The following is a 22,789-nucleotide window of genomic DNA, read 5'->3' on the forward strand; positions in this document are numbered from 1 at the left end:
CTCGCCGATTAATTGTCACTCTTTGTCCTGTAACCAACTGTTGCCGCCTATCCAAAAGTCTAATTGCCCCCATCAGCCAAAGGTATAAGTTGTTACTTAATTATTAAAAGTATGTATTCAAAGGAGTGAGTGATGAGCGAGAGCAAGGTCTACCCGATCAAACCCCACATCAGCAGCAATGCACTGCTGGACAAGGGCGACTACGCTGCCATGTATCAGGCCTCCGTCGAGGATCCCGATACCTTCTGGGGAGAGCAGGGAAAAATCCTCGACTGGATGAAACCCTATACCAAGGTCAAGAACACCTCCTACGATCCGGGCCATGTCTCCATCAAATGGTTTGAAGATGGCCAGCTCAACGTCTCGGCCAACTGTCTCGATCGCCATCTCGCCGAGCGTGGCGACAAGGTCGCCATCATCTGGGAAGGGGACAACCCCGCCGAAGATCGCAAACTCACCTACCGCGAATTGCACAACGAAGTGTGCAAGTTTGCCAACGTATTGAAAGCACAAGGGGTTCACCGCGGCGACGTGGTCTGCCTCTATATGCCGATGGTGCCCGAAGCCGCCATCGCCATGTTGGCCTGTACCCGCATCGGCGCGGTACACAGCATCGTCTTCGGCGGCTTCTCGCCGGAAGCGCTGGCTGGCCGCATCATCGACTCGGGCTCGCGCATCGTCATCACCGCCGACGAAGGATTGCGTGGTGGCCGTCCGGTGCCGCTCAAGAAGAATGTGGATGAAGCGCTCACCAACCCGGATACCCAGGTCAACAAGGTGATCGTCCTCAAGCGCACCGGCGGCAATGTCGCCTGGCACAACCACCGCGACATCTGGTGGCATGAAGCGACCGCCACCGTCAGCAGCGACTGCCCGCCGGAGGCGATGAACGCCGAAGATCCGCTCTTTATCCTCTATACCTCCGGATCCACCGGCAAACCCAAGGGGGTACTGCACACCACCGGCGGTTATCTGGTTTATGCCACCCTCACCTTCAAATATGTGTTCGACTACCACGAAGAGGATATCTACTGGTGTACCGCCGATGTGGGCTGGGTCACCGGCCACTCCTATCTGGTCTACGGGCCGCTTGCCAACGGTGCCACCACCATCATGTTCGAAGGGGTGCCCAACTACCCGGCCACCAACCGCATGAGTCAGGTGGTGGACAAGCACCAGGTCACCATTCTCTATACCGCCCCCACTGCCATCCGCGCCCTGATGGCCAAAGGCAACGAAGCGGTCACCGGCACATCACGCCAGAGCCTGCGCATCATGGGTTCGGTGGGTGAGCCCATCAACCCGGAAGCCTGGGAGTGGTATTACCGCACCATTGGCGATGAGCGCTGCCCCATCGTCGATACCTGGTGGCAGACCGAGACCGGCGGCATCCTGATTAGCCCGCTGCCCGGCGTTACCGATCTGAAACCCGGCTCTGCCACCAAACCCTTCTTCGGGGTGCAGCCGGCGCTGGTCGACAACATGGGCGAGCCGCTGGAGGGGGCCACCGAGGGCAATCTGGTGATCACCGACTCCTGGCCGGGCCAGATGCGCACCGTATTCGGCGATCACGAGCGCTTCGAGCAGACCTACTTCTCCACCTTCCCGGGCCGCTACTTCACCGGCGACGGTGCCCGTCGCGACGAGGACGGCTACTACTGGATCACCGGTCGGGTGGATGATGTACTGAACGTCTCCGGCCACCGCATGGGTACCGCCGAAATTGAATCGGCGCTGGTGGCCCATCCCAAGATCGCTGAAGCCGCGGTGGTGGGGGTTCCTCACGAGATCAAGGGTCAGGGTATCTATGCCTATGTCACCCTGATCGCCGGGGAAGAGCCGAGCCGCGAGCTGCACAAAGAGGTGAAGGAGTGGGTGCGCAAGGAGATTGGCGCCATCGCCACGCCAGATGTCATTCACTGGGCAGAGGGGCTGCCGAAAACCCGTTCCGGCAAGATCATGCGCCGCATCTTGCGCAAGATCGCCACCGGCGAGACCGACAGCCTGGGGGATATCTCCACCCTGGCGGATCCGGGGGTAGTAGACAAACTCATCCGCGAGAAGTCGGAAGCAGCCTGATCCCGCTTCGTTTGTTGCTCAACAAAGCCGGCCCTGTGCCGGCTTTATCGTTTCTTATCTGCCAGCAAACAGCAAGGTGGCAGCGACGAAGTATCTCAGGCCGAAACGAGCAATAAATAGCCAGATGTAGAGATTAGACCAGTAAAATGCTGCTAATTTTCACGAAATCAATATAATTGCGAAATCTGTGTGCCAGGGCACACCGATTTGCGCAGAAAATGGCTAGATTTCTGGTAGTCCACAAGATAGCTGATAGATAGCAGCATTATCATCGAGGATGTACTCAATATGTCGCAAAATCACCGCATTCTCCTGCTCAACGGACCAAACCTGAATCTGCTGGGCAAACGGGAACCGGGTATCTACGGCAGCAAGACGCTTGACGAGATCGTCGCCGATCTGAAGCTTAACGCCAGCGAACTCGGTGTCACTCTGGAACATCTGCAATCCAACGCCGAACATGAGTTGGTCGGCCGCATCCATCAGGCCATGGGCCAGGTGGATTTTATCATCATCAATCCAGCCGCCTTCACCCACACCAGCGTCGCCATTCGCGATGCGCTGCTGGGTGTCGCCATCCCTTTTATCGAGGTTCACCTGTCAAACGTCCATGCCAGGGAGCCGTTCCGTCATCACTCCTATCTGTCTGATGTCGCCAAAGGGGTCATTTGTGGTCTGGGGGCCGATGGCTACCAATTCGCTTTAACCGCGGCCGTGCACCATCTGCGCGCGGCTTGATAATCACTGATCAGATAAAGAAGAAAGAGAATGCTAATGGATATCCGCAAAATCAAGAAGCTGATTGAACTGGTTGAAGAGTCCGGCATCGCCGAACTGGAGATCTCCGAAGGTGAAGAGTCCGTTCGCATCAGCCGCAACTTCTCCGGTCAGGTGACCACCGCCATGCCGCAGATGATGATGCAGCAAGCCGCTCCGGTTGCCGCACCTGCCGCTGCCGCCCCGGTTGCCGCCGCACCGGCCGCAGATGCCGCCCCGAGCGGTCACCTGATGCGCTCCCCGATGGTTGGCTCCTTCTACCGCTCCTCCAGCCCGGATGCCAAGCCGTTCGTGGAAGTAGGTCAGCAAGTCAATGTCGGCGACACCCTGTGCATCGTCGAAGCCATGAAAATGATGAACCAAATCGAGTCTGACAAGGCCGGTGTGATCAAAGCGATCCTGGTTGAAAATGGTCAGGCCGTCGAATTTGACGAGCCGCTGTTCATCATCGAATAAGGGAAATCGCCACCCATGTTGGACAAAGTAGTCATCGCCAACCGCGGTGAAATTGCCCTGCGGATCCTGCGCGCCTGTAAAGAGCTAGGGATCAAGACAGTGGCCGTTCACTCCACCGCCGACCGGGAGCTCAAACATGTGCTGCTGGCCGACGAATCCATCTGTATCGGCAGACCGGCCAGTACCGAATCCTACCTCAACGTCCCGGCCATCATCGCCGCCGCCGAGGTAACCGGTGCCGTGGCCATCCACCCGGGTTACGGCTTCCTCTCCGAGAACGCCGATTTCGCCGAAGTGGTCGAAAAATCCGGCTTCATCTTCATCGGCCCGCGCGCCGAGACCATTCGCCTGATGGGTGACAAGGTCTCCGCCATCGAAGCGATGAAGAAAGCGGGCGTACCGTGTGTACCGGGCTCTGACGGCCCCGTCGACAACGATGCCAAGCACAACGCCGCCATTGCCAAGCGCATCGGCTATCCGGTGATCATCAAGGCCGCCGGTGGCGGTGGTGGTCGCGGTATGCGCGTGGTGCGCAATGAAGCGGAACTGGCGGGCGCCATCGCGCTGACCAAATCCGAAGCAGGCCAGTTCTTCAAGAACGACATGGTCTACATGGAGAAGTACCTGGAAAACCCGCGCCACATTGAAATTCAGGTGTTGGCAGACGGCCAGGGCAACGCCCTCTATCTGGGCGAGCGTGACTGCTCCATGCAGCGTCGCCACCAGAAAGTGGTGGAAGAGGCGCCGGCGCCCGGCATCACCGCCGAGATGCGCAAGTTCATCGGCGAGCGCTGTGTGCGCGCCTGTATCGAGATCGGCTACCGCGGCGCGGGTACTTTCGAGTTCCTGTACGAGAACGGCGAGTTCTATTTCATCGAGATGAACACCCGTATTCAGGTTGAGCATCCGGTCACCGAGATGGTCACCGGTATCGATCTGATCAAGGAGCAGCTGCGCATCGCCGCCGGTCAGCCCCTGTCGATCACCCAGCAGGATATCCGCATCCGTGGCCATGCCATCGAGTGCCGGATCAACGCCGAAGATCCGGCCACCTTCATGCCCTCTCCGGGTCTGGTGCAGCGCTTCCACGCGCCGGGTGGTCTGGGCGTGCGTTGGGACTCCCACATCTATGCCGGTTACAAGGTACCGCCCCACTACGATTCGATGATCGGCAAGCTGATCTGCTACGGCGAGAATCGTGACATTGCCATCGCCCGCATGCGCCATGCGCTGGACGAGCTGGTGGTGGAAGGGATCAAGACCAACGTACCGTTGCAAAAAGAGATCATGAAAGACGAAAACTTCCAGCACGGTGGCACCAATATCCACTATCTGCACAAGAAATTAGGTCTGTAAGGATCGCTGATAGAGACCGGACTTCCGGTGGAAGTCTGCTCCGCAAGGAGCCTCTGCTGAAAAAGGGCCATGGCGACATGGCCCTTTTTTGTTATCCTTGCGCCCCTCAAATTTGTCGGAGGCCAAGGTGAACCGTTTTGCTCTCGCCCGCCGGGAAGCAGCTTTCTGCCTGCTGCTGACCCTGTTCTACTTCTTTGCCTGGTATGGCACCGCCTATTTTATCCCGCTCCAGCTGGAGTTGTGGGGGCTGCCACTGTGGTTCCTGCTCAGTTGCATGGTGATGCCGCTGCTGTTCATTCTGCTCTGCGCCCTGATGGTGAACCGGCTGTTTGTGGAGATCCCCCTCGATACCCACTCCCCTTCCGGCAAGGAGTCATCCCATGAATCTTGAGTTGATGCTGCCGCTCGTCATCTATCTGGTGCTGGTGCTGGGGGTGGGTTTCTGGGCCAGCCGCCATCGCGCGCAAGGCAACTTCGTGCAGGAGTACTTCATCGGCAACCGCAGCATGGGCGGGCTGGTGCTGGCGATGACGCTAGTGGCCACCTACACCTCGGCCTCCTCCTTTATCGGTGGGCCGGGCGCGGCCTACAAGATCGGTCTGGGCTGGGTGTTGCTGGCGATGATCCAGCTGCCCACCGTCTGGCTCACTCTGGGGGTGCTTGGCAAGAAGTTCGCCATCATTGCCCGCCGGGTCAATGCGGTGACCATCAACGACATGCTGTGGGCCCGCTACCAGAGCAAGGCGGTGGTGATCCTCGGCTCCGTTACTATCATCCTCGCCTTTATCGCGACCATGGTGGTGCAGTTTATCGGCGGCGCCCGCCTGCTGGAGACCGCCACCGGCCTCTCCTACCAGCAGGGGTTGATGCTGTTTGCCAGCTGCGTGCTGCTCTACACCATCATCGGCGGCTTCCGTGCGGTGGTGATGACCGATGCCCTGCAGGGGATCATCATGCTGATCGGCACCGGCGCCCTGCTGGCGGGGATTCTGGTTGCCGGTGACGGTCTGCCGAACCTCATCCACCAGCTCAGAGAGATCGATCCCAAATTGGTGAGCCCGCAAGGGGCCGGCGACATGCTGACCCAGCCCTTTATGCTGAGCTTCTGGATCCTGGTCTGTGTCGGGGTGGTGGGGCTGCCCCACTCGGCGCTGCGCTGCTTTGGCTATCGAGACAGCAAGGCGCTCCATCGCGGCATTCTGATCGGCACAGTGGTCAGCGCCCTGCTGATGTTCGGCATGCATCTGGCGGGCGCCCTCGGCCGCGCCATCCTGCCCAGCATGGACAGCCCGGACAAGATCATGCCCTCCCTGATGATGGAAGTGCTGCCCCCCTGGCTGGCCGGGGTCTTTCTGGCGGCACCGATGGCGGCCATCATGTCCACCATCGACTCCCAGCTGATCCAGGCTTCCGCCACTCTGGTGAAGGATCTCTATCTCAACTATCTCAATCCAAAGCAGGAGAAGCTGGAGGTGCGCATCCCCCGCCTCTCCCTGCTCTGCACCCTGATCCTCGGCACCCTGGTGCTGCTGGCGGCGCTGCAACCGCCCGAGATGATCATCTGGCTCAACCTGCTCGCCTTTGGCGGTCTGCAGGCGGTGTTCCTCTGGCCGCTGGTGCTCGGCCTCTACTGGTCGCGGGCCAACGGCCCGGGCGCGCTGGCCAGCATGGTCAGCGGCATCGTCAGCTATGGGGTACTCAGTCAGTGGGGGATCAAGCTGGCTGGCCTGCACGCCATCGTGCCAAGCCTCACGCTGGCGCTGGTGGTCTTTATCACGGTCAGCCTGCTGACGGCACCGCCCTCGCGGGAAGTACGCGAGCTTTTCGGGCAGAAATAATAAAAATATAAATTAGGGGTTCCAAAACTATCCCCAAATAGGTGTTTTCCGGTTAAACTGTGCGCCAAGTCACAGAACGTAGCCGCTGTATGCCCGTTAAAGCCACTCGACAAGTCGTTACTCAAGCCCTGCAGCGGCTCGGTTATGCCCTGCTGCTGCCCGTCTCCATCCTGCCGATGGCGGCGTTGATCTACCGGCTTGGTCAACCCGACGTGCTCGATTTGGCGGTGCTCTCCCTCACCGGTCAGGCGATCTTCAGCCAGATGCCGCTTATCTATGCGGTGGCGATCGCCTTTGGCCTGAGTCGGCAAGAGCTGGGCGGGCAGACGCTGGCGGGTGCGGTCAACTTCCTGCTGCTCAGCACCGCCTTCAATACGCTGGCCCCCAACCTGCACGCCGACATGATCTGCGGCCTGCTGGCGGGGCTCACCACTGCCATCATCTATCCCTGGGTTCACCAACAAACACTGCCCCGCTGGCTGCAGATCGCCAGGGGGGAGTTTCCCAGCCTGCTGGTGTCGGCCTTGGCTTGTCTGCTGATCGCCATCCCCCTTTCGCTGCTGTGGCCGCCGCTGGAGCGCGGGCTGACCCTGCTCACCTCCGAGCTGCTTACCACGCCGTTTGGCGCCTTCTGCTACGGCACCCTCAACCGGCTGCTGATCCCGCTCGGGCTCCATCAGGTATTGGGCAGCGTCATCGGCCTTGGCGAGAGCAACCTGCAGGCGCTGGCCACCGCCCAACCCCTTCATGAAGGGTATGTGGCCGGTCTTTACCCCATCATCATGTTCGGCCTGCCGGGCGCCTGTTTTGCCATCTGGCTGCACCGCCAGCGGATGCAGCGGCTGCCACAGGGCGGGCTGCTGCTCACCCTGGCGCTCACCTCGGCACTGGTGGGTATCACAGAGCCTATCGAATTTCTGTTCGCCTTTACCGCCCCCTGGCTGTTTCTCGCCCACGCCTTGTTGACCGGGCTATCGCTCGCTGTCTGTAGCGGGCTGGGGATCAAGGTGGGCAGTTACTTCTCCGCCGGTCTGCTGGATCTGGTGCTGAGCTATCAGGCAGGGGAGCACAGCTTCTGGCTCATCCCGGTCGGTATCCTGTTTTTCGTCGCCTACACCCTGCTGTTCTATCAGCTGCTGGAGCGTGCCCCCCTCAGCATGCCGAGCAAGCCCATCGCGGTGGAGCATCCGCGCCTTGCCAGTGTTGCCCCCTCCGACCCGCAGATGCTGGCGATCCAGTACCTCAAGGTGCTGGGCGGGATGGACAATCTGGTGGCGATGAGTGTCTGTATCACCCGCCTCAGCCTGCGGGTGCGCGATATTTCACTGGTGGATGAATCCCGCCTGCTGGGCCTAGGCTGCCTCTCCTGGATCCAGCTCAACGACCACCAGCTGGTGCTGGTGCTGGGCCCCAGCGCCAGCCTGATTGAAGGGCAGATCCGCATGCTGGCGGAGCGCCAGTCGGTCCCCCTCGGCCTCAAACCCAATCAGGAGTCGGCCAGCCAGAGCAGCTGGTAACTCAGGCAAACGGCAACCGCTCGGCCACGAAATCCATCAGGGTGCGCAGGGCGGGGGCCAGATGCTCCCGACTCGGATAGATTAGGTAGAACGGGTTGGCCGGAATGGGCTGATCCGGCAACACCTTCTGCAGCCGCCCCGCCGCCAAATCCCCTTCGCAGACATGGTGTGGCAACAGTGCAATCCCCCCGTCATGGAGCGCCATCTCCCGCAGCGCCAGCAAGCTGTTGCTGACACAGGCCCCCTGCGGCCGCCAGCCACCCTCCTGCAATGGCCACACCGGCATGGCCGAGTGCACCAGACAGGCATAACGGCCCAGCTCGCTCAACTGTTGCGGCATGCCGTGGGCCGCCAGATAGGCGGGCGCTGCCACTAGATGACGCGCCACCTGACCGATACGCCGACAGATGAGGCTGGAGTCTTTCAGCGGCGCCGCCCGCAGCGCCAAATCATAACCTTCCCCCACCAGATCGAGCTGTTCGTCACTCAGGGTCAGTTCCAGCACCACTTCGGGATAGAGGGCGCGAAACTCGGCGAGGATCCGGCCAAGCAGCAGGGTGCCGGTCGCCTCGGGGGCGGTGATCCGTACCCGCCCCGCCGGGGCCGAGCGCAGCCGTGCCATCGCCAGATTGGCGCTGCGGGCCAGTGCCAGCAGCCCCTGACAGTGCTCCACATAGAGCTCCCCCTGCGGCGTCAGGCTCAACCTGCGGGTGGTGCGCTGCAACAGCCGCACCCCGAGCTGGGATTCGAGCCGCGAGATCTTCTGGCTCACCGATGACTTGGGCATACCGAGCAGCTCGGCGGCCCGGGTAAAGCTCCCCTGCTCCACCACGGTGGCGAACAGCCCCATCAACTCCAGATCGACATTATTCATATATTCAAACAGTCTTTACCGATTACCCATCTTAATCTTGATAATCAACCAGACTAGAGTGAGTGGCAATCCCGAACACAGCGATTTGAAAGGAAAAACCATGAAAGCCATTGCCCTGACTCACTATCTGCCAAGCGACCACCCCGACTGCTTCATCGCCGCCAACCTGCCCGATCCGGTCCCGGGCCCGCGGGATCTGCTGGTACGGGTCACCGCCACCTCTGTCAATCCGGTAGATACCAAGGTGCGCTCCCCCAAGGCCAAAATTGAAAGCTCGCCTCGGGTACTCGGCTGGGATGCGGTGGGGGAAGTGATCGCCACCGGCAGCGAAGTTACTCTGTTCAAGGCAGGCGACCGAGTCTGGTATGCCGGTGATATCAGCCGCCCGGGCAGCAACAGCGCCCTGCAACTGGTGGATGAGCGCATCGCCGCGATCGCCCCCACCAGCTTGAGCGATGTGGAGGCCGCCGCCCTGCCGCTCACCGCCATCACCGCTTGGGAGACCCTGTTCGAGCGCTTCGCCCTCACCCGCGAGAGCCGTGGCAAACTGCTGATCATCGGCGGCGCCGGTGGCGTGGGCTCCATCGCCATCCAGCTGGCCCGCCAGCTCACCGGCATGGAGGTGATTGCTACCGCCTCCCGCCCCGAGAGCCGCGAGTGGTGCCTCGAGATGGGCGCCCATCAGGTTGTGAACCACCACAAGTTGCAGGAGGAGCTGACCGCTCTTGGCATCACTCAGGTCGATGCCATCTTCTGCACCAACGCCACCGCCAAGCACTGGGCCACCATGGCAGGGCTGATCCGCCCGTTTGGCCATATCTGCACCATCGCCGAATCGAGCGAGCCGTGGGATCTCTCCCTGCTCAAGAGCAAGAGCGTCACCTTCAGCCAAGAGTTCATGTTCACCCGCTCCCTGTTCCAGACGCCGGACATGATCGAACAGCACCGCCTGCTCGGCCGGGTGGCGGCACTGGTCGATGAAGGAGTACTGCAGACCACCCTGACCAGAACCATTCCGTCACTGACCCCGGTCACGCTGGCTCAGGCCCATGCCGAGGTGGAAGCGGGACGCATGGTAGGCAAGCTGGTGATCGACATGAGCGGCTTTGCCAACTAAGCCCTCAAACGCACCATGATGGGATAAGTTCACCAAGGAGATGCCCCAAACGGGCACAACCAGCGGCACTCATGACTGCCTGTGGCAGGCCAACGTCCGACAATCAGCCAAAAAAGAGGCCATTTCGCGAGAAATGGCCTGAATACCTGAACATTGGGGTAACAATCACACACATATCCTTATGCAGGACATATAAGTCTTTGCATCTGGCGTGCCAACAGCAGCATGAATGCGCCAAAACGGCGTCAGCCCGTCCTTGAGCAAGGTGCCGACCTTGCTCTTTTTTTGTCTGGCAGACTGTTTACCAGGCAAACAAGTGCAGATAAAAAAATGCCACCCGAGGGTGGCAGTGAAAGATGACGGAACTTGAGCAAAGCGTTCAGCGAAAACCGGTCGTCTTCGCTTGCATAGAGCAATACAGGAACCGTGCCAATCCGGCAAAAGTCCCCGTACCCCTCCACGTCATGGGCAAACCACGACAGCACTGCCCCATGATGGTAGAATCTCGCGGTTTCACATTTATGAAGAGTCGACGCCATGCCCTGGATACAAATTCGAATCAACGCCACTGCCAAGACCGCAGACAAGGTGAGCAACATGCTGCTGGGGCGTGGAGCCCAGGCGGTGACCTTTATGGATGCCAAGGATGTGCCCGTCTATGAACCCATGCCCGGTGAAACCCCGCTCTGGGGCGAGACCGAAGTGATGGGTCTGTTCGATGCCGAAACCGATCCGGCCCCCACCATCGCCTTCTTCCAGCAGATCTTCGGCGAAAATGTCGGCTACAAGGTCGAGCAGCTGGAAGACAAGGACTGGGTGCGCGAGTGGATGGATCACTTCCACCCCATGCAGTTTGGCGAGCGCCTCTGGATCTGCCCGAGCTGGCGCGACGTGCCGAACCCCGATGCGGTCAACGTCATGCTGGATCCGGGCCTGGCCTTCGGTACCGGTACCCACCCCACCACGGCACTTTGCCTGCAGTGGCTGGACGGGCTGGATCTGACCGGTAAAACCGTGGTCGATTTTGGCTGTGGCTCCGGCATTCTCGGCATCGCCGCCCTGAAACTGGGTGCTGCCCGCGTCATCGGCATCGACATCGACCCGCAGGCGATTCAGGCCAGCCGTGACAACGCCGCGCGCAACGGCGTTGCCGACCAGATTGAGCTCTATCTGCCAGCCGACCAGCCGCAAGATGTCGAAGCGGACGTGGTGGTCGCCAACATCTTGGCCGGCCCGCTGCGCGAACTGGCTCCACTTATCGCCGGCCACGGCAAGCCGGGCAGCCTGATGGCCCTCTCCGGCGTGCTGGAGAGCCAGGCCCCGGAGCTGGAAACCATCTACGGCCAGTGGTTCGAGATGGACCCGACCGCCGTCAAGGAGGAGTGGTGCCGCCTCTCTGGCCGCAAACACGGCTAAGTGCTGCCAACAATGACATCAACTTAATGCCATCAGGGCTCCCGTTCGGGGGCCCTGACTGTTTTGGCCTGCCGGGCTCTTCCCGGTCCGTGGACATGGGCTTGATTGCACTCCCTTCTGATTGTGTTCGTTTGAAAACAACAGACACCTTTTATTCCGGTAAGATAGCGGTCCGAGCCAACGCAACCGAGAAGGATTTCTTATGCGGATTGCCATTCTGGATGACTATCAGGATCAGGTGCGCCACCTCCCCTGCTTTGCCCTGCTGGCGGGTCATGATGTCACCATCCTCAACCAGAGCGAACCCGATACAACGCGCCTTGCCGCCCTGCTGGAAGGAATGGAAGCACTGGTGCTGACCCGCGAGCGTACCCGCATCGACGAACAGCTGCTGATGCGGCTTCCCACCCTTAAACTCATCAGCCAGACCGGCAAAGTCAGCCAGCATATCGACCCGGCACTGTGCCAGCAGTACGGCGTTGCCGTGGCAGAAGGGATCGGCAGCCCTATTGCCCCCGCCGAGCTCTGCTGGGCGCTCATTATGGCAGCCTCCCGCCATATACCTGCTTACAGCCAGGCGTTAAGCCAAGGCCAATGGCAGCAATCTGGTGACCTCGGTTTGGGACGCACGCTGCATGGGCTGACGCTCGGCATCTGGGGCTACGGCAAGATAGGCCAGCGGATCGCCCGCTATGGCAAGGCATTTGGCATGTCGGTACTGATATGGGGCAGTGAGGCTTCGCGCAGGCAGGCCGAGCTGGATGGCTATGCCTGCGCCTCCAGCAAGGAGGCTCTCTTCAGTCAAGCCGATATCCTCACGCTGCATCTGCGCCTGAGCGAGGCAACCCGCAGCGCTGTTACCCGCGCAGATCTGGCCCGCATGAAAGTTGACTCTCTGCTGGTCAATACCAGCCGTGCCGAACTTATCGAGCCGGGCGCCCTCTATGCAGAGCTCAGTAACCATCCAGGGAAACGGGCCGCGCTCGATGTATTTGACATCGAGCCGGCGACACAGGAAAGCGAGCCCCTGCTGCGTCTGCCCAACGTATTGGCGACGCCTCATCTCGGCTATGTGGAGCAAAACAGCTACGAACTCTACTTTCGCGTGGCGTTCGAAAATGTGCTGGCCTTTGCCGAAGGCAAACCTGCCAACCTGGTTCTGCCCATATCGGGTGGATGATCACGTTACTTCTGCTGTATTGGCGCCAATATCTAAATCCTTGGCAGATAAAGGAAAGCAACCTTCATGAGCGAATACCAGAAGATGATTAGCAGCCAACCGTACAACTGCATGGCATCCGAGCTGGCCCAGTTGCGCCGGGAGGCGGCACGGCGCTATCGCCGTTTCAATCAGACGGAAGAGGAAGCAGAACAGCGGGCACTACTGGCGGAGCTGATTGGCGGACTGGCAGAGAATGCCTTTATCTGCCCGCCCCTCTACTGCACCTATGGCCGCCACATCCACCTGGGCAAGGACTCCTACATCAATATGGGAGCGACCCTGCTGGACAATGCCCCCATCCGCATCGGAGCCAACGTGATGATTGGGCCAAACGTGCAGATCTATACCGCAGCCCATGCACTGGAGACCGACGAACGAATTCAGGGCACAGAGACGGCGCTGCCGGTCACCATTGAAGACAAGGTCTGGATTGGTGGCGGCGCCATCTTGCTGCCCGGCGTCACCATAGGGCGGGAGGCGATCGTCGGCGCGGGCGCCGTAGTCACCAAAGATGTACCGGCCGGTATTCGGGTTGTCGGCAACCCGGCCCGGATCCTGCCAGCCAAAAACAGGTCATAAGGCTGCCAACCGGGCTGCATCTTGATGCCGCCATCAACTCACAACAACCCCGCCTCCCCATAAAAAATAAAGCCCAATGTCACGAAGACGTTGGGCTGTTAAAAGGTGCTACGGAATTGCGACTCTCATCGCAGAAAAATTAGAAGGAGTGCCCTTCTAAACTGGCAGGGAGATATTAGCGAATGCGCAAACGTTTTACATAGTGAAATACAACAGGATTGCGAGGTACATCGCACTATTTAAATAATTACCTGCTATGGCGCGCGAAGCCTCTTTGACCCATTTATTTTCCCCAATTTCTCTGGTTACTATTCACAGTTAAACAGAAAAGCCCCGATTTCTCGAGGCTTTGCTTCTCTCAACCGCAACGTGGCCGAGGAGTCAGAAACGGCGGACAAACTCATCGAGCGGCAGCTCGCGCAGTTTGCGTGCTTCCAGCATGGGAGTACCGAGATAGAGGAAACCCACCAGCTGATCCTCTGCCGCCAGTCCCAATCCCTTGTTGATCTGCTCATCGAAGATAAACCAGCCGGAGCGCCAGATGCCGTTGAAGCCCTGCGCCTGCGCCGCCATCTGCATCGCCATCAGGGCACAACCTGCAGAGAGCTCCTGCTCCAGTTTCGGCACCTTGGGGTGATCCTGATAACGGGTTGCCACGGCGACGATCAAGGGCGCCCGCAGCGGCGCTTCGCTGCACTTCTTGATGCTCTCTTCATCTTCGCCACGGGCACGGGCCGCCTCGGCCAGCAGCTTGCCCAGCCGCTCACGCCCCTCCCCTTCAAACAGAATGAACTGCCAGGGGGTCAGGGTGCCATGATCCGGCGCACGCAGGCCCGCCTTGAGGATATTGTCGAGCACCTCACCGCTCGGGGCGGGCTCGGCGAGACGGCCACAGGAGTGGCGGTTGAGCAACAGGGTGAGGGCATCCATGGGCAATTCCTTCTCTGGGGCAATGATGGCGCTACCTTAGCACAGCACCGAATGAAGAAAACCCCTGAGGCTCAGGGGTTTATCGCACTATAAAGGACAAGAGAGCACAGTTGGCTAGATGACCGCAGCCAGTTCGGCGCCCTGTCTGATCGCTCGCTTGGCATCCAGCTCGGCAGCCACGTCGGCTCCGCCGATGATATGCACCGGCTTGCCTGCCGCCTGCAACCCGGCCTGCAGCTCTTTAAGGGGCTCCTGCCCGGCGCAGACTATCACCTGATCCACCGGCAGACACTGCTTGGACTCGCCCACCTGAATGTGCAAGCCCTCGTCATCGATCCCCAGATATTGCACCCCGGAGAGCATCTGCACCTTGCGGTTCTTGAGCACGGTACGGTGGATCCAGCCGGTGGTCTTGCCAAGTCCGTCACCCACCTTGCTCTCCTTGCGCTGGAGCAGCCAGATCTGGCGCTCGGGGGCATCGACTTCAGGAGTAGTCAGGCCACCGCGCTCGCCAAGCTGTTTGTCGATGCCCCACTCCTTGAGCCAGTGATCACGGTGCCCATCGGCATCCATCTCCACCTTCTTCTCTACCAGATACTCAGCTACATCGAAACCGATGCCGCCGGCACCGATCACCGCCACCTTCTGTCCGACCGGTTTGTGATCCCGCAATACATCGAGATAACTCATCACCTTGGGATGCTCGATGCCCGGAATATTGGGGGTGCGCGGACGAATACCGGTAGCGAGGATCACCTCGTCAAAACCGCCGCCGAGCAGGCTCTCGGCACTCTGGCGCTGGCCCAGATAGAGCTCGACGCCGCACTTCTCCAGCCGCTTGGCGAAATAGCGCAGGGTTTCGTGAAACTCCTCCTTGCCCGGGATCTGCTTGGCGAAGTTAAACTGGCCACCGATTTCGCTGGCTTGATCGAACAGGCTCACCTGATGACCGCGCTCGGCAGCGTAGCAGGCGAACGCCAGCCCGGCCGGGCCCGCCCCCACGACCGCCAGTTTTTTGGGCTGGGGCACGCGGCCAAAGGTCAGCTCGGTCTCGAAACAGGCGCGAGGATTGACCAGACAGGAGGCGCGCTTCTGCTTGAAGACATGGTCGAGGCAGGCCTGGTTGCAGGCGATGCAGGTGTTGATCTCGTCCGCCCGGTTCTCGGCCGCCTTGATGACAAATTCGGGATCCGCCAGGAAGGGGCGCGCCATGGAGACCATATCCGCCTCGCCCCCCGCCAGAATCCGCTCGGCCACCTCGGGGGTGTTGATACGGTTGGTGGTAATGAGGGGCACCTTGAGGTGTTTTTTCAGCTCGGCAGTGACCCAGCTGAAGGCGCCGCGCGGCACGCTGGTGGCGATGGTGGGAATGCGCGCTTCGTGCCAACCGATGCCGGTGTTGATCAGGGTCACCCCCACCGCTTCCAGCGCTTTGCCAAGGGCGATCACCTCTTCCAGGGTCGAGCCCTGCTCCACCAGATCCAGCATGGAGAGGCGGAAGATAATGATGAAGTCGGTGCCGACCCGCTCGCGGATGGCGCGAACAATCTCCACCGGAAAGCGCATCCGGTTTTCACTGCTGCCGCCCCAGCCATCGGTGCGTTTGTTGGTACGCTCGCAGATGAACTGGTTGATGAGATAGCCTTCCGAGCCCATCACCTCGACGCCGTCATAACCTGCCGCCTTGGCCAGCGCAGCTGTAGCCGCGAAGTCGCGAATGGTGCCGCGGATCTGCCGCTCGCTCATGGCGCGCGGTTTGAACGGGGAGATGGGGGCCTTGAGGGCGCTCGGGGCCAGACTGAAGGGATGATAGGCGTAACGACCGGCATGGAGGATCTGCAGCGCTATCTTGCCCCCCTCCTGATGTACGGCGCTGGTCACCTTCTTGTGCTTGCTCACCTGCCAGGGAAAGCTCAGCTGCGAGCCGTGAGGCACCAGCCGACCGCGCAGGTTGGGGGCAATGCCGCCGGTGACGATAAGGCCCACACCACCACGGGCGCGCTCGGCATAAAAGGCGGCCAGCTTGTCAAAACCGCCCTTCTCCTCTTCGAGGCCGGTATGCATGGAGCCCATCAACACGCGGTTGCGCAGCTGGGTAAAACCAAGGTCGAGCGGGGTCAGCAAGGTCGGATAGCGGCTCACGATGCCTCCAGTTAATTTTTTGTTATCAAACTGAGGCTAGAGTAAAGAATCGAAAATTCTTTTTCAAACAAATGTTTGGACAATTTTTCAGCGAACAGCCGTGCCCTGAACGAAGATAGGCGGGATCCGCCAGTCGGAAATGGCAATTTCGCCCGCAACTGGTTAATAATGGCTCTTCTCTACCCATTAACAGGGCGATAACGCGACTATGTCTATTTTCAAAGGTCTGGGTTGGTTGTTCCGCAGCCTGTGGCGCCTGCTCAATTTCACCCGGCTGATGCTGGTCAATCTGCTGTTTCTCATCGTAGTGCTGGTCATCGTCTTCAGCGTCAGCCAGAAAGAGGCCCCCAAGGCGCCCATCGAAGGGGCGCTAACCCTCAATCTCAACGGCGTGCTGGTGGAGCAACGCTCCCAGACAGATCCCACCGTACAACTGCTGCGCCAGATGGACAGCAGCGATGAGCAGCCGAGCGAGATCGTCCTCTCCGACCTGCTGTGGGCCATCAAGAGTGCCAAGGATGACGAGCGCATCAAGGCGTTGGTGATCAAGCCGCAAGGGCTCCAGGGGGCCAACTTCACCAAACTGCAGGAGGTGGCGAGCGCCATCGACTCCTTCCGGGAGAGCGGCAAACCGGTGATCGCCATGGCCGACTTCTACACTCAGGGCCAGTACCTGCTGGCGGCCCACGCCGATCACGTGCTGCTCAACCAGAGCGGCGCCGTGGTGATCGAGGGGCTTGGGGTCTACCAGACCTACTTCAAGTCAGCGCTGGAGAAGCTCAATATCACCCCGCATGTATTCAAGGTCGGTACCTACAAATCCTTCGTCGAACCCTATACCCGCGACGAGATGTCCCCCGAGAGCAAAGAGGCGAACCAGCGCTGGCTGGATCAGCTGTGGCAATCCTATGTGGCTGATGTCGCCGAGCAGCGAGAGATCGAACCCGAGGCGGTCGCACCGGGCAAGGAGCGCTTCCTCGAGCTGCTGCGCAAGGCCGGTGGCAATGCCGCCAACTACGCCCTCGACAACGGGCTGGTGGATCAGCTGGCCACCCGCGACGAGATGACCCAGGCGGTCATTAAAGAGGTGGGTGAAGCTGACGACCACGGCTGGAAAGGGGTTGGCCTGAAAGAGTATCTGGCCGCCATCCCGGATCAGTATCCCCAGAGCGGCAAGGATGAAGTGGGTCTGGTGGTCGCCAGCGGCGCCATCATGGATGGCGTCCAGCCTGCCGGCACCATCGGCGGCGATACCCTCTCCGACCTGCTGGCCGATGCTCGCCGCGATGACAAGGTGAAAGCCGTGGTACTGCGGGTCGACAGCCCGGGCGGCAGCGCCTTCGCCGCCGAGCAGATCCGCGCCGAGCTGCTGGCCCTGAAACAGGCTGGCAAGCCGGTGGTGGTCTCCATGGGCAGCTACGCCGCCTCCGGTGGCTACTGGATCTCCGCCGATGCGGACAAGATCTTCGCCTCCCCGACCACCCTCACCGGATCCATCGGGGTGTTCGGCATGTTTGCCACCATCGACAAGGCGTTGGCCCAGTTCGGGGTGCATACCGACGGGGTCGGCACCACAGATTACGTCGGCGTCGGCCCGACCCGCGCCCTGCCGGATCACGTCGGTCAGGCTATCCAGCTGAGCGTGGAAGATACCTACCAGCGCTTCATCGGTCTGGTCAGCAAGGGCCGCGGCCTGAGCCCGGAAGAGGCCGAGAAAGCAGCCGAAGGCCGAGTCTGGACCGGCGAAGATGCCAAGGCCCTGGGTCTGGTGGACGAGTTCGGCAATCTGGATGACGCCATCAAGGCCGCCGCCGAACTGGCCAACCTCAAGGAGTGGCAGGTGACCCCCATCGAGCAGGAGGAGTCCACCAAGGACAAGTTCCTGCGCCAGCTGTTTGACAGCAGTGCCCAAGTGCTGGCCCCCCAGTTGCAAAGCTGGCTGCCGGCAGGATTTGGCAAGGCATTGGTGGAAGTGAACCGCAGTCTCGACCCGCTCACCCGCTTCAACGATCCGCAAGGCACCTACGCCTTCTGCCCGGTCTGCGTGCAGTAAGCAAGCGGTGACTCCCCCCATAAAAAACGGCGACCATCTGGTCGCCGTTTTCTTTATTCAGCCAGTGCGCGCGGCACCGCCAACTTGCTCAATCAGGGATTGAGACGGGTCGGCATACCGGTACGCTGTTCCAGCACCTGCTTGACCACGTTGGAGTCAGACTCGGCGTGAGCGATGAAGCGGGTGATAGCCGGTGTCATCGGGAGCGGCACGGAGGCGGTGGAGTTGAACTCCTCCTCGGTGCGCGACAGCGGCTCGTGTACTTCCATGTAGCGCCCGCCATCCGGCTCGACCGTGGTCTTGACCGGCTGGTTGACGAACTGGACGCGGGTGCCGACCGGCACGTTGTCGAACAGATACTTGATGTCGTCAGCGCGCAGACGCACGCAACCGCTGCTCACCCGCAGACCGATACCGAAGGTGGCATTGGTGCCGTGGATGGCATAGAGGTTGCCAATGTAGAGGGCGTGCAGACCCATGGGGTTATCCGGACCAGCTGGCCAGACTGCCGGCAGAGTCTTGCCCTGGGCGGCATAGCGGCGACGGATGTTCTCGGTCGGGGTCCAGGTCGGGTTGGCGCGCTTGCGCTCTACCTTGGTGATCCAGTTTTCCGGGGTGTTTACCCCCAGCTGACCGATGCCGATGGGCAGCACTTCCACCACGTTCTTCCCTTTCGGGTAGTAGTAGAGACGCATCTCGGCAACGTTGATGACGATCCCTTCGCGGGGCGCGTTGGGCAGGATCAGCTGGTGGGGGATGATCAGGGTGCTACCCGCTTTCGGCAGATAGGGATCAACGCCCGGGTTGGCTTCCATGATGTTGGTCAGACCCAGCTGGAAGTCAGCAGCGATCTGCTCCAGCGGACGGTTGTCCGCAGGCACAACGTATTCCTGGTTTTCACCGATCAGGCGGCTGTTGGCCGCAGGCAGACGGTACTCGACGGCGGCAGCCTGCTGGCTGACCAGCGCAAAAGTGCATAAAAGGGCCGAAGCGGCAGTGCGAAGGGGATTCATAAAATTCCTGTGTGGTTTCCTGTACCAAATGGGCCGGGGGCCGTCTCATCCTCGGTCTGCCGGTGGCGGGTCAACCTGCCCCACGACGCCAATAACCGAGCGCGCATTCTTTCCTGAGTCGGCCAAAATTTCAACTTCCATATGTTGCTTTTCTTGTTAAAAGTAGCCGTTTTCGGTGTGACGCTTATCAACAGGGCAAAAGCCACACTGGCAAGTCGCAGCAAAGAGAAAGATGAATGGCACTGCCCGCCAGTCGGCGAGCCACCCAAGCCCCCGTCAACCACAGCGCAGCGCCACCTTGTGTCACGGTTGCAGCCCTAGCTAAAACGTTTGTCACACCGGGAGAGATAGACCAATGTCGACGGAGGCTCTTTATTGGCATGAAGAGGGATAAAACCGTGTGTCGGCCATTAGCCGGTGCCGGTTTCAGCTATAAAAAAACCGCTCCGAAGAGCGGTTAATGGAGCCACCAGGCAACCATAAAAGGGACTACAGGTAGTTGTCATTGGAATTACTGGACGGCTGCCTCCCCTGCACCGCTCTGCTCCTTGAGGAAGCTGATCCAGGGGGATGCCCGACCGCTGACGTTGCCATTCTGAGCCGCCTGGGTGAAGGCGTTGAGGGCCTCCTTCGGCTTTTGTTGCTCAAAATAGGCGACACCGGTCAGGAACTTGAGATCCGCCCGCTGTTCACCATTGGCATTGGCTGCCGGTTTGGCGGCCAGCGCCACCAGATCCTGATAGCGTTTGCTCTGGATCATCATGCGCGCCATTTTCAGCTGCAATTCGGCGCTCGGGGCCAGCTGGTAGGACTTGGCCAGGGTGTCGATGGCCGGATCCAGCTCCTTGGCCTGATGCCAGTAGTTGGCCAGGGTCTTGTAGTTGCTGGCGCTCTGCTCAATCACCCCGTCCTTCATCCCCTTCTCCATCACCCGGGCGGCGCGATGGGGAATGCCGGTGAAGGCGAGGTAGTTGGCGAGGCGCTGCAGCTCGGCGGCCTCGGTCAACATGCCGAGGTTATAGGCCGACTCCAGCGCAGCCAGCGCCTTGGCATCGTTGCCTGCCTGCATATGCATGGCCGACAGCTGGGTCCAGTACTTCTTCTTCTCCGGGAACATGTTGACCAGAGAGGTCAGCACCTCGGTCGCCGGTTTGTACTGTTTCAGCTCGTAGTGAGCCCCCATCTTCAGCAGATACCAGGACTCCGGCGCTTTACCTGCCGACAGCTTGATCGCCTGATCCACCGCCGGGATCGCGTCACGGTACTGCTTGAGCTGCACGTGTGCGTTGGCCAGCGTGATATAGGCATGGGAGTTGGGCTTGTCATCCTTGCCTTGGTTGGCAAACCACTCCTTCATGGTCTTGATCGACCCCTGATAATCGCCCTCAGCCATATAGAGCTGGGCCAGGTTGTAGCGCACCTGCTGGGCCACCGGTGGCGGCAGGCCGCCTGTCGCGATGGCATCGGCAAAGTACTTGGTCGCCTGACCGTATTTCTCCTGCTGGGCGGCCACGAAACCGAGAGTCTGCAATATGACCCCCTTGTCGTAGACCCGCTCGCCCGCGCCGGAGAGGGCATCTTGCAGCTTGGCATTGGCCTCACCGTATTTCTTCTCGGTGATCAGCTCCTGCGCCTTGTTGACCGCCCGATAGGCCCGATCCGACAGAGCCGGCTGCTCGGCGGCCCAACTGGCGGTGCTGAGCAGCACCGCCATGGCGACCGGGGCGAGGATCATCTTGTGTAACTTGTTCATCGCCACCTTCCTTAGTTGACCGCAAACTCGATCTCTTGTTGCATCCGGCTCGCCTGCGGCTTGCCATCCACCATGGCAGGTTTGAACGTCCACTTGGCGATGGTTTTGCGCGCCTCTTTGCCGAGGTCATAACTGCGCGGCTCTTCCTTGACGATCCGCACGTTGCTGACGGTGCCGCGCTCGGTAACGGTGAACTCCACCAGCACCTTGCCGGAGGCCAACCCCGCCAGTGCCGCCTTGCGGGGCATCATGGGCTCGAAGGTTGCCAGCGGAATGGCGCCGTTGTTGCCACCGACGCCGCCACCACCGCCGCCGGTGCTGTAGGCACCCAGCGCGTTGCCACCACCGATGTTGACCGGGATGTCGAGCTTGGGCATGTCCATCGGCGCGCTCTCCATCTTCGGCCGATCCGTGCTGGCCACTTCCATCTCGGGAGGCGGTGGCGGACGCTTGGGCGGCGGCGGTTTGGGCAGCTCCCGCTGTTTCTCTTGCAGGGTCTCCTGGGGCTTGAGGCGGATGAAATCGGTCATGGTGACGTCATCCTTCTCCACCAGCTCCCGGTGATCCGGTGTGATCAGCTTGTTCATTCCCAGAAACAGAAAGAACACCACCACACAGGAGACCGCCAACGATATCAGGTATCTCATAGGTCTCTCTCCGGCATCAGCTGCTCTTGTCTGCCGCGATGGAGATGTTCTGGACACCGGCCATGCGGATCTGATCCATGACCTGCACCACCAGACCGGAACGGGATTCGTTATCGGCCTGGATCACCACGGCGCTCTCCGGGTTTTCGGCCCGCAGCCGCTCGATGTTGGCGCGTACCGCCCCCACCTCGACCACCCGCTTGTCGACCCAGACCTGACCGTTTTCGCGCACCGCGACCATGATATTGCCCTTCTTCACCGTCTCGGCCGTGCTGGCACTGGGACGGTTGATCTCGACACCGGACTCCTTGACGAAGGAGGTGGTGACGATGAAGAAGATCAGCATGATGAACACTATGTCCAGCATGGGGGTCAAATCGATAGCCGCCTCGTCAGCACCGCTGTCACTGTAACGTTTTCTCATAGCAGAAACTCCTTGCTTGTTCTGTGCCCCCGGCAGGCCATGCCTCGCCGGGGGTATGCATCCTGCATCAACCGTGTTTCAGGTTGTCTTCCAGCTTTTGCACCGCCAGTTTGGCCTTGTGATCGAGCTGGTTGACAAAAAACAGGCCGGAAAGGGCGGCGATCATGCCCGCCATGGTCGGTACCGTTGCCTTGGAGATCCCCGATGCCATCGCCCGCGGCGAACCGGTGCCGGTGATGGCCAAAGTGTCAAACACCTGCACCATCCCCACCACGGTCCCCAGCAGCCCCATCAACGGGCAGAGAGCGATCAGCACCTTGATGACCGGCATTCCCTTGTCCACCGCCATGGCAACCCGTGAGACCAGCTCGCGGCGGATCTGCTTGGCAGACCAGGAGAGATGATCGGTACGGGCCAGCCAGGTGGCCTTGGTCTGCTTCACCTGCTTGGGGTAGACCGCCATGAAGTAGAACCAGCGCTCCAACAACAGGGCCCACATCATCAGGGTCAGGAAGAACAGGGCGACCAGTACATCGCCCCCCAATCCCAAAAACCGGCGGACCGACTCGACTTCTTCAATCAACCAGAACCACATG

The 22,789-nt window shown here is 60.4% G+C and carries 20 protein-coding genes; 12 read left to right on the forward strand and 8 right to left on the reverse strand.

Translation table 11 applies throughout. From position 1 onward, the window contains the following. Positions 1-132 precede the first annotated feature (132 nt). The 7 genes from acs (at position 133) to ACTG27_RS12230 (ending at position 8,023) form a co-directional block, all read left to right on the forward strand. Entirely contained in the window at positions 133-2,079 is a 1,947-nt protein-coding gene (gene acs / locus ACTG27_RS12200) for an acetate--CoA ligase (protein WP_439979731.1), read from the forward strand. Between the two features lie 288 nt (positions 2,080-2,367). After that, positions 2,368-2,817, forward strand: a complete 450-nt coding sequence (gene aroQ, locus ACTG27_RS12205) for a type II 3-dehydroquinate dehydratase (RefSeq protein ID WP_005338907.1) — start codon at positions 2,368-2,370, stop codon at positions 2,815-2,817. Between the two features lie 36 nt (positions 2,818-2,853). Beyond that, positions 2,854-3,312, forward strand: coding sequence for an acetyl-CoA carboxylase biotin carboxyl carrier protein (gene accB, locus ACTG27_RS12210; protein WP_439979732.1), 459 nt, complete (start codon positions 2,854-2,856; stop codon positions 3,310-3,312). Positions 3,313-3,327: 15 nt separating this feature from the next. Then, positions 3,328-4,668 (forward strand): acetyl-CoA carboxylase biotin carboxylase subunit, encoded by a 1,341-nt coding sequence (gene accC / locus ACTG27_RS12215; protein ID WP_005338910.1) that lies wholly within the window; start codon positions 3,328-3,330, stop codon positions 4,666-4,668. A 127-nt stretch (positions 4,669-4,795) separates the two neighbouring features. Then, on the forward strand, positions 4,796-5,059 hold the full coding sequence (locus ACTG27_RS12220; protein WP_005349483.1) for a YhdT family protein: 264 nt from the start codon (positions 4,796-4,798) through the stop codon (positions 5,057-5,059). After that, positions 5,049-6,506, forward strand: a complete 1,458-nt coding sequence (gene panF / locus ACTG27_RS12225; RefSeq protein WP_439979733.1) for a sodium/pantothenate symporter — start codon at positions 5,049-5,051, stop codon at positions 6,504-6,506. Before ACTG27_RS12220 ends, panF begins: the two co-directional genes overlap by 11 nt. Before the next feature lie 89 nt (positions 6,507-6,595). Further along, complete coding sequence (locus ACTG27_RS12230; RefSeq protein WP_042080616.1) at positions 6,596-8,023, forward strand: PTS transporter subunit EIIC; 1,428 nt, start codon at positions 6,596-6,598, stop codon at positions 8,021-8,023. Position 8,024: 1 nt separating this feature from the next. Here ACTG27_RS12230 and ACTG27_RS12235 read toward each other — a convergent pair whose 3' ends face one another. After that, positions 8,025-8,897, reverse strand: coding sequence for a LysR family transcriptional regulator (locus tag ACTG27_RS12235; protein ID WP_005358412.1), 873 nt, complete (start codon positions 8,895-8,897; stop codon positions 8,025-8,027). A 100-nt stretch (positions 8,898-8,997) separates the two neighbouring features. On the opposite strand from ACTG27_RS12235, the gene ACTG27_RS12240 reads away from it, so the two are divergent. From ACTG27_RS12240 to ACTG27_RS12255, 4 genes are all read left to right on the forward strand, one after another. Next, positions 8,998-10,014 (forward strand): zinc-binding alcohol dehydrogenase family protein, encoded by a 1,017-nt coding sequence (locus ACTG27_RS12240; RefSeq protein WP_219595186.1) that lies wholly within the window; start codon positions 8,998-9,000, stop codon positions 10,012-10,014. A 537-nt stretch (positions 10,015-10,551) separates the two neighbouring features. Beyond that, positions 10,552-11,430: a 50S ribosomal protein L11 methyltransferase gene (gene prmA / locus ACTG27_RS12245; RefSeq protein ID WP_005358410.1), complete on the forward strand. Its 879-nt coding sequence runs from the start codon at positions 10,552-10,554 to the stop codon at positions 11,428-11,430. Between the two features lie 202 nt (positions 11,431-11,632). Beyond that, positions 11,633-12,610 (forward strand): D-2-hydroxyacid dehydrogenase family protein, encoded by a 978-nt coding sequence (locus tag ACTG27_RS12250; RefSeq protein ID WP_439979734.1) that lies wholly within the window; start codon positions 11,633-11,635, stop codon positions 12,608-12,610. A 66-nt stretch (positions 12,611-12,676) separates the two neighbouring features. Next, entirely contained in the window at positions 12,677-13,231 is a 555-nt protein-coding gene (locus ACTG27_RS12255; RefSeq protein WP_439979735.1) for a sugar O-acetyltransferase, read from the forward strand. Between the two features lie 381 nt (positions 13,232-13,612). Here the strand turns inward: ACTG27_RS12255 and ACTG27_RS12260 are convergent, their stop codons facing one another. Both ACTG27_RS12260 and ACTG27_RS12265 read right to left on the reverse strand, forming a co-directional pair. Next, a complete protein-coding gene (locus tag ACTG27_RS12260; RefSeq protein ID WP_201952553.1) occupies positions 13,613-14,161 on the reverse strand; it encodes an NAD(P)H nitroreductase in 549 nt (182 codons plus the stop codon). Between the two features lie 114 nt (positions 14,162-14,275). Further along, the gene (locus ACTG27_RS12265; RefSeq protein ID WP_439979736.1) at positions 14,276-16,303 is read right to left on the reverse strand and encodes an oxidoreductase; all 2,028 of its coding nucleotides are present in this window, start codon (positions 16,301-16,303) and stop codon (positions 14,276-14,278) included. 208 nt (positions 16,304-16,511) lie between these two features. Here ACTG27_RS12265 and sppA point away from each other — a divergent pair, with 208 nt between their 5' ends. After that, positions 16,512-18,356, forward strand: coding sequence for a signal peptide peptidase SppA (gene sppA / locus ACTG27_RS12270; protein ID WP_439979737.1), 1,845 nt, complete (start codon positions 16,512-16,514; stop codon positions 18,354-18,356). 92 nt (positions 18,357-18,448) lie between these two features. On the opposite strand, the gene ACTG27_RS12275 is transcribed toward sppA, so the two are convergent. The 5 genes from ACTG27_RS12275 to ACTG27_RS12295 all read right to left on the reverse strand — a co-directional run bounded on the left by ACTG27_RS12275 (position 18,449) and on the right by ACTG27_RS12295 (position 22,788). After that, positions 18,449-19,369, reverse strand: a complete 921-nt coding sequence (locus ACTG27_RS12275) for a L,D-transpeptidase family protein (RefSeq protein ID WP_005338927.1) — start codon at positions 19,367-19,369, stop codon at positions 18,449-18,451. A 511-nt stretch (positions 19,370-19,880) separates the two neighbouring features. Continuing rightward, the gene (locus ACTG27_RS12280; RefSeq protein ID WP_439979738.1) at positions 19,881-21,122 is read right to left on the reverse strand and encodes a tetratricopeptide repeat protein; all 1,242 of its coding nucleotides are present in this window, start codon (positions 21,120-21,122) and stop codon (positions 19,881-19,883) included. Positions 21,123-21,133: 11 nt separating this feature from the next. Next, complete coding sequence (locus ACTG27_RS12285) at positions 21,134-21,769, reverse strand: energy transducer TonB (protein ID WP_005343441.1); 636 nt, start codon at positions 21,767-21,769, stop codon at positions 21,134-21,136. 16 nt (positions 21,770-21,785) lie between these two features. Beyond that, positions 21,786-22,193: an ExbD/TolR family protein gene (locus tag ACTG27_RS12290; RefSeq protein ID WP_005338933.1), complete on the reverse strand. Its 408-nt coding sequence runs from the start codon at positions 22,191-22,193 to the stop codon at positions 21,786-21,788. Positions 22,194-22,260: 67 nt separating this feature from the next. Then, positions 22,261-22,788 carry a MotA/TolQ/ExbB proton channel family protein gene (locus ACTG27_RS12295; protein WP_005338936.1) on the reverse strand — a complete coding sequence of 176 codons (528 nt, stop codon included), beginning with the start codon at positions 22,786-22,788 and terminating at the stop codon, positions 22,261-22,263. Between the last annotated feature and the right edge of the window lies 1 nt (position 22,789).

Origin of the sequence: Aeromonas sp. 97A, from assembly GCF_051919185.1 — a bacterium.
GTDB classification, from domain to species: Bacteria; Pseudomonadota; Gammaproteobacteria; order Enterobacterales; family Aeromonadaceae; genus Aeromonas; species Aeromonas veronii.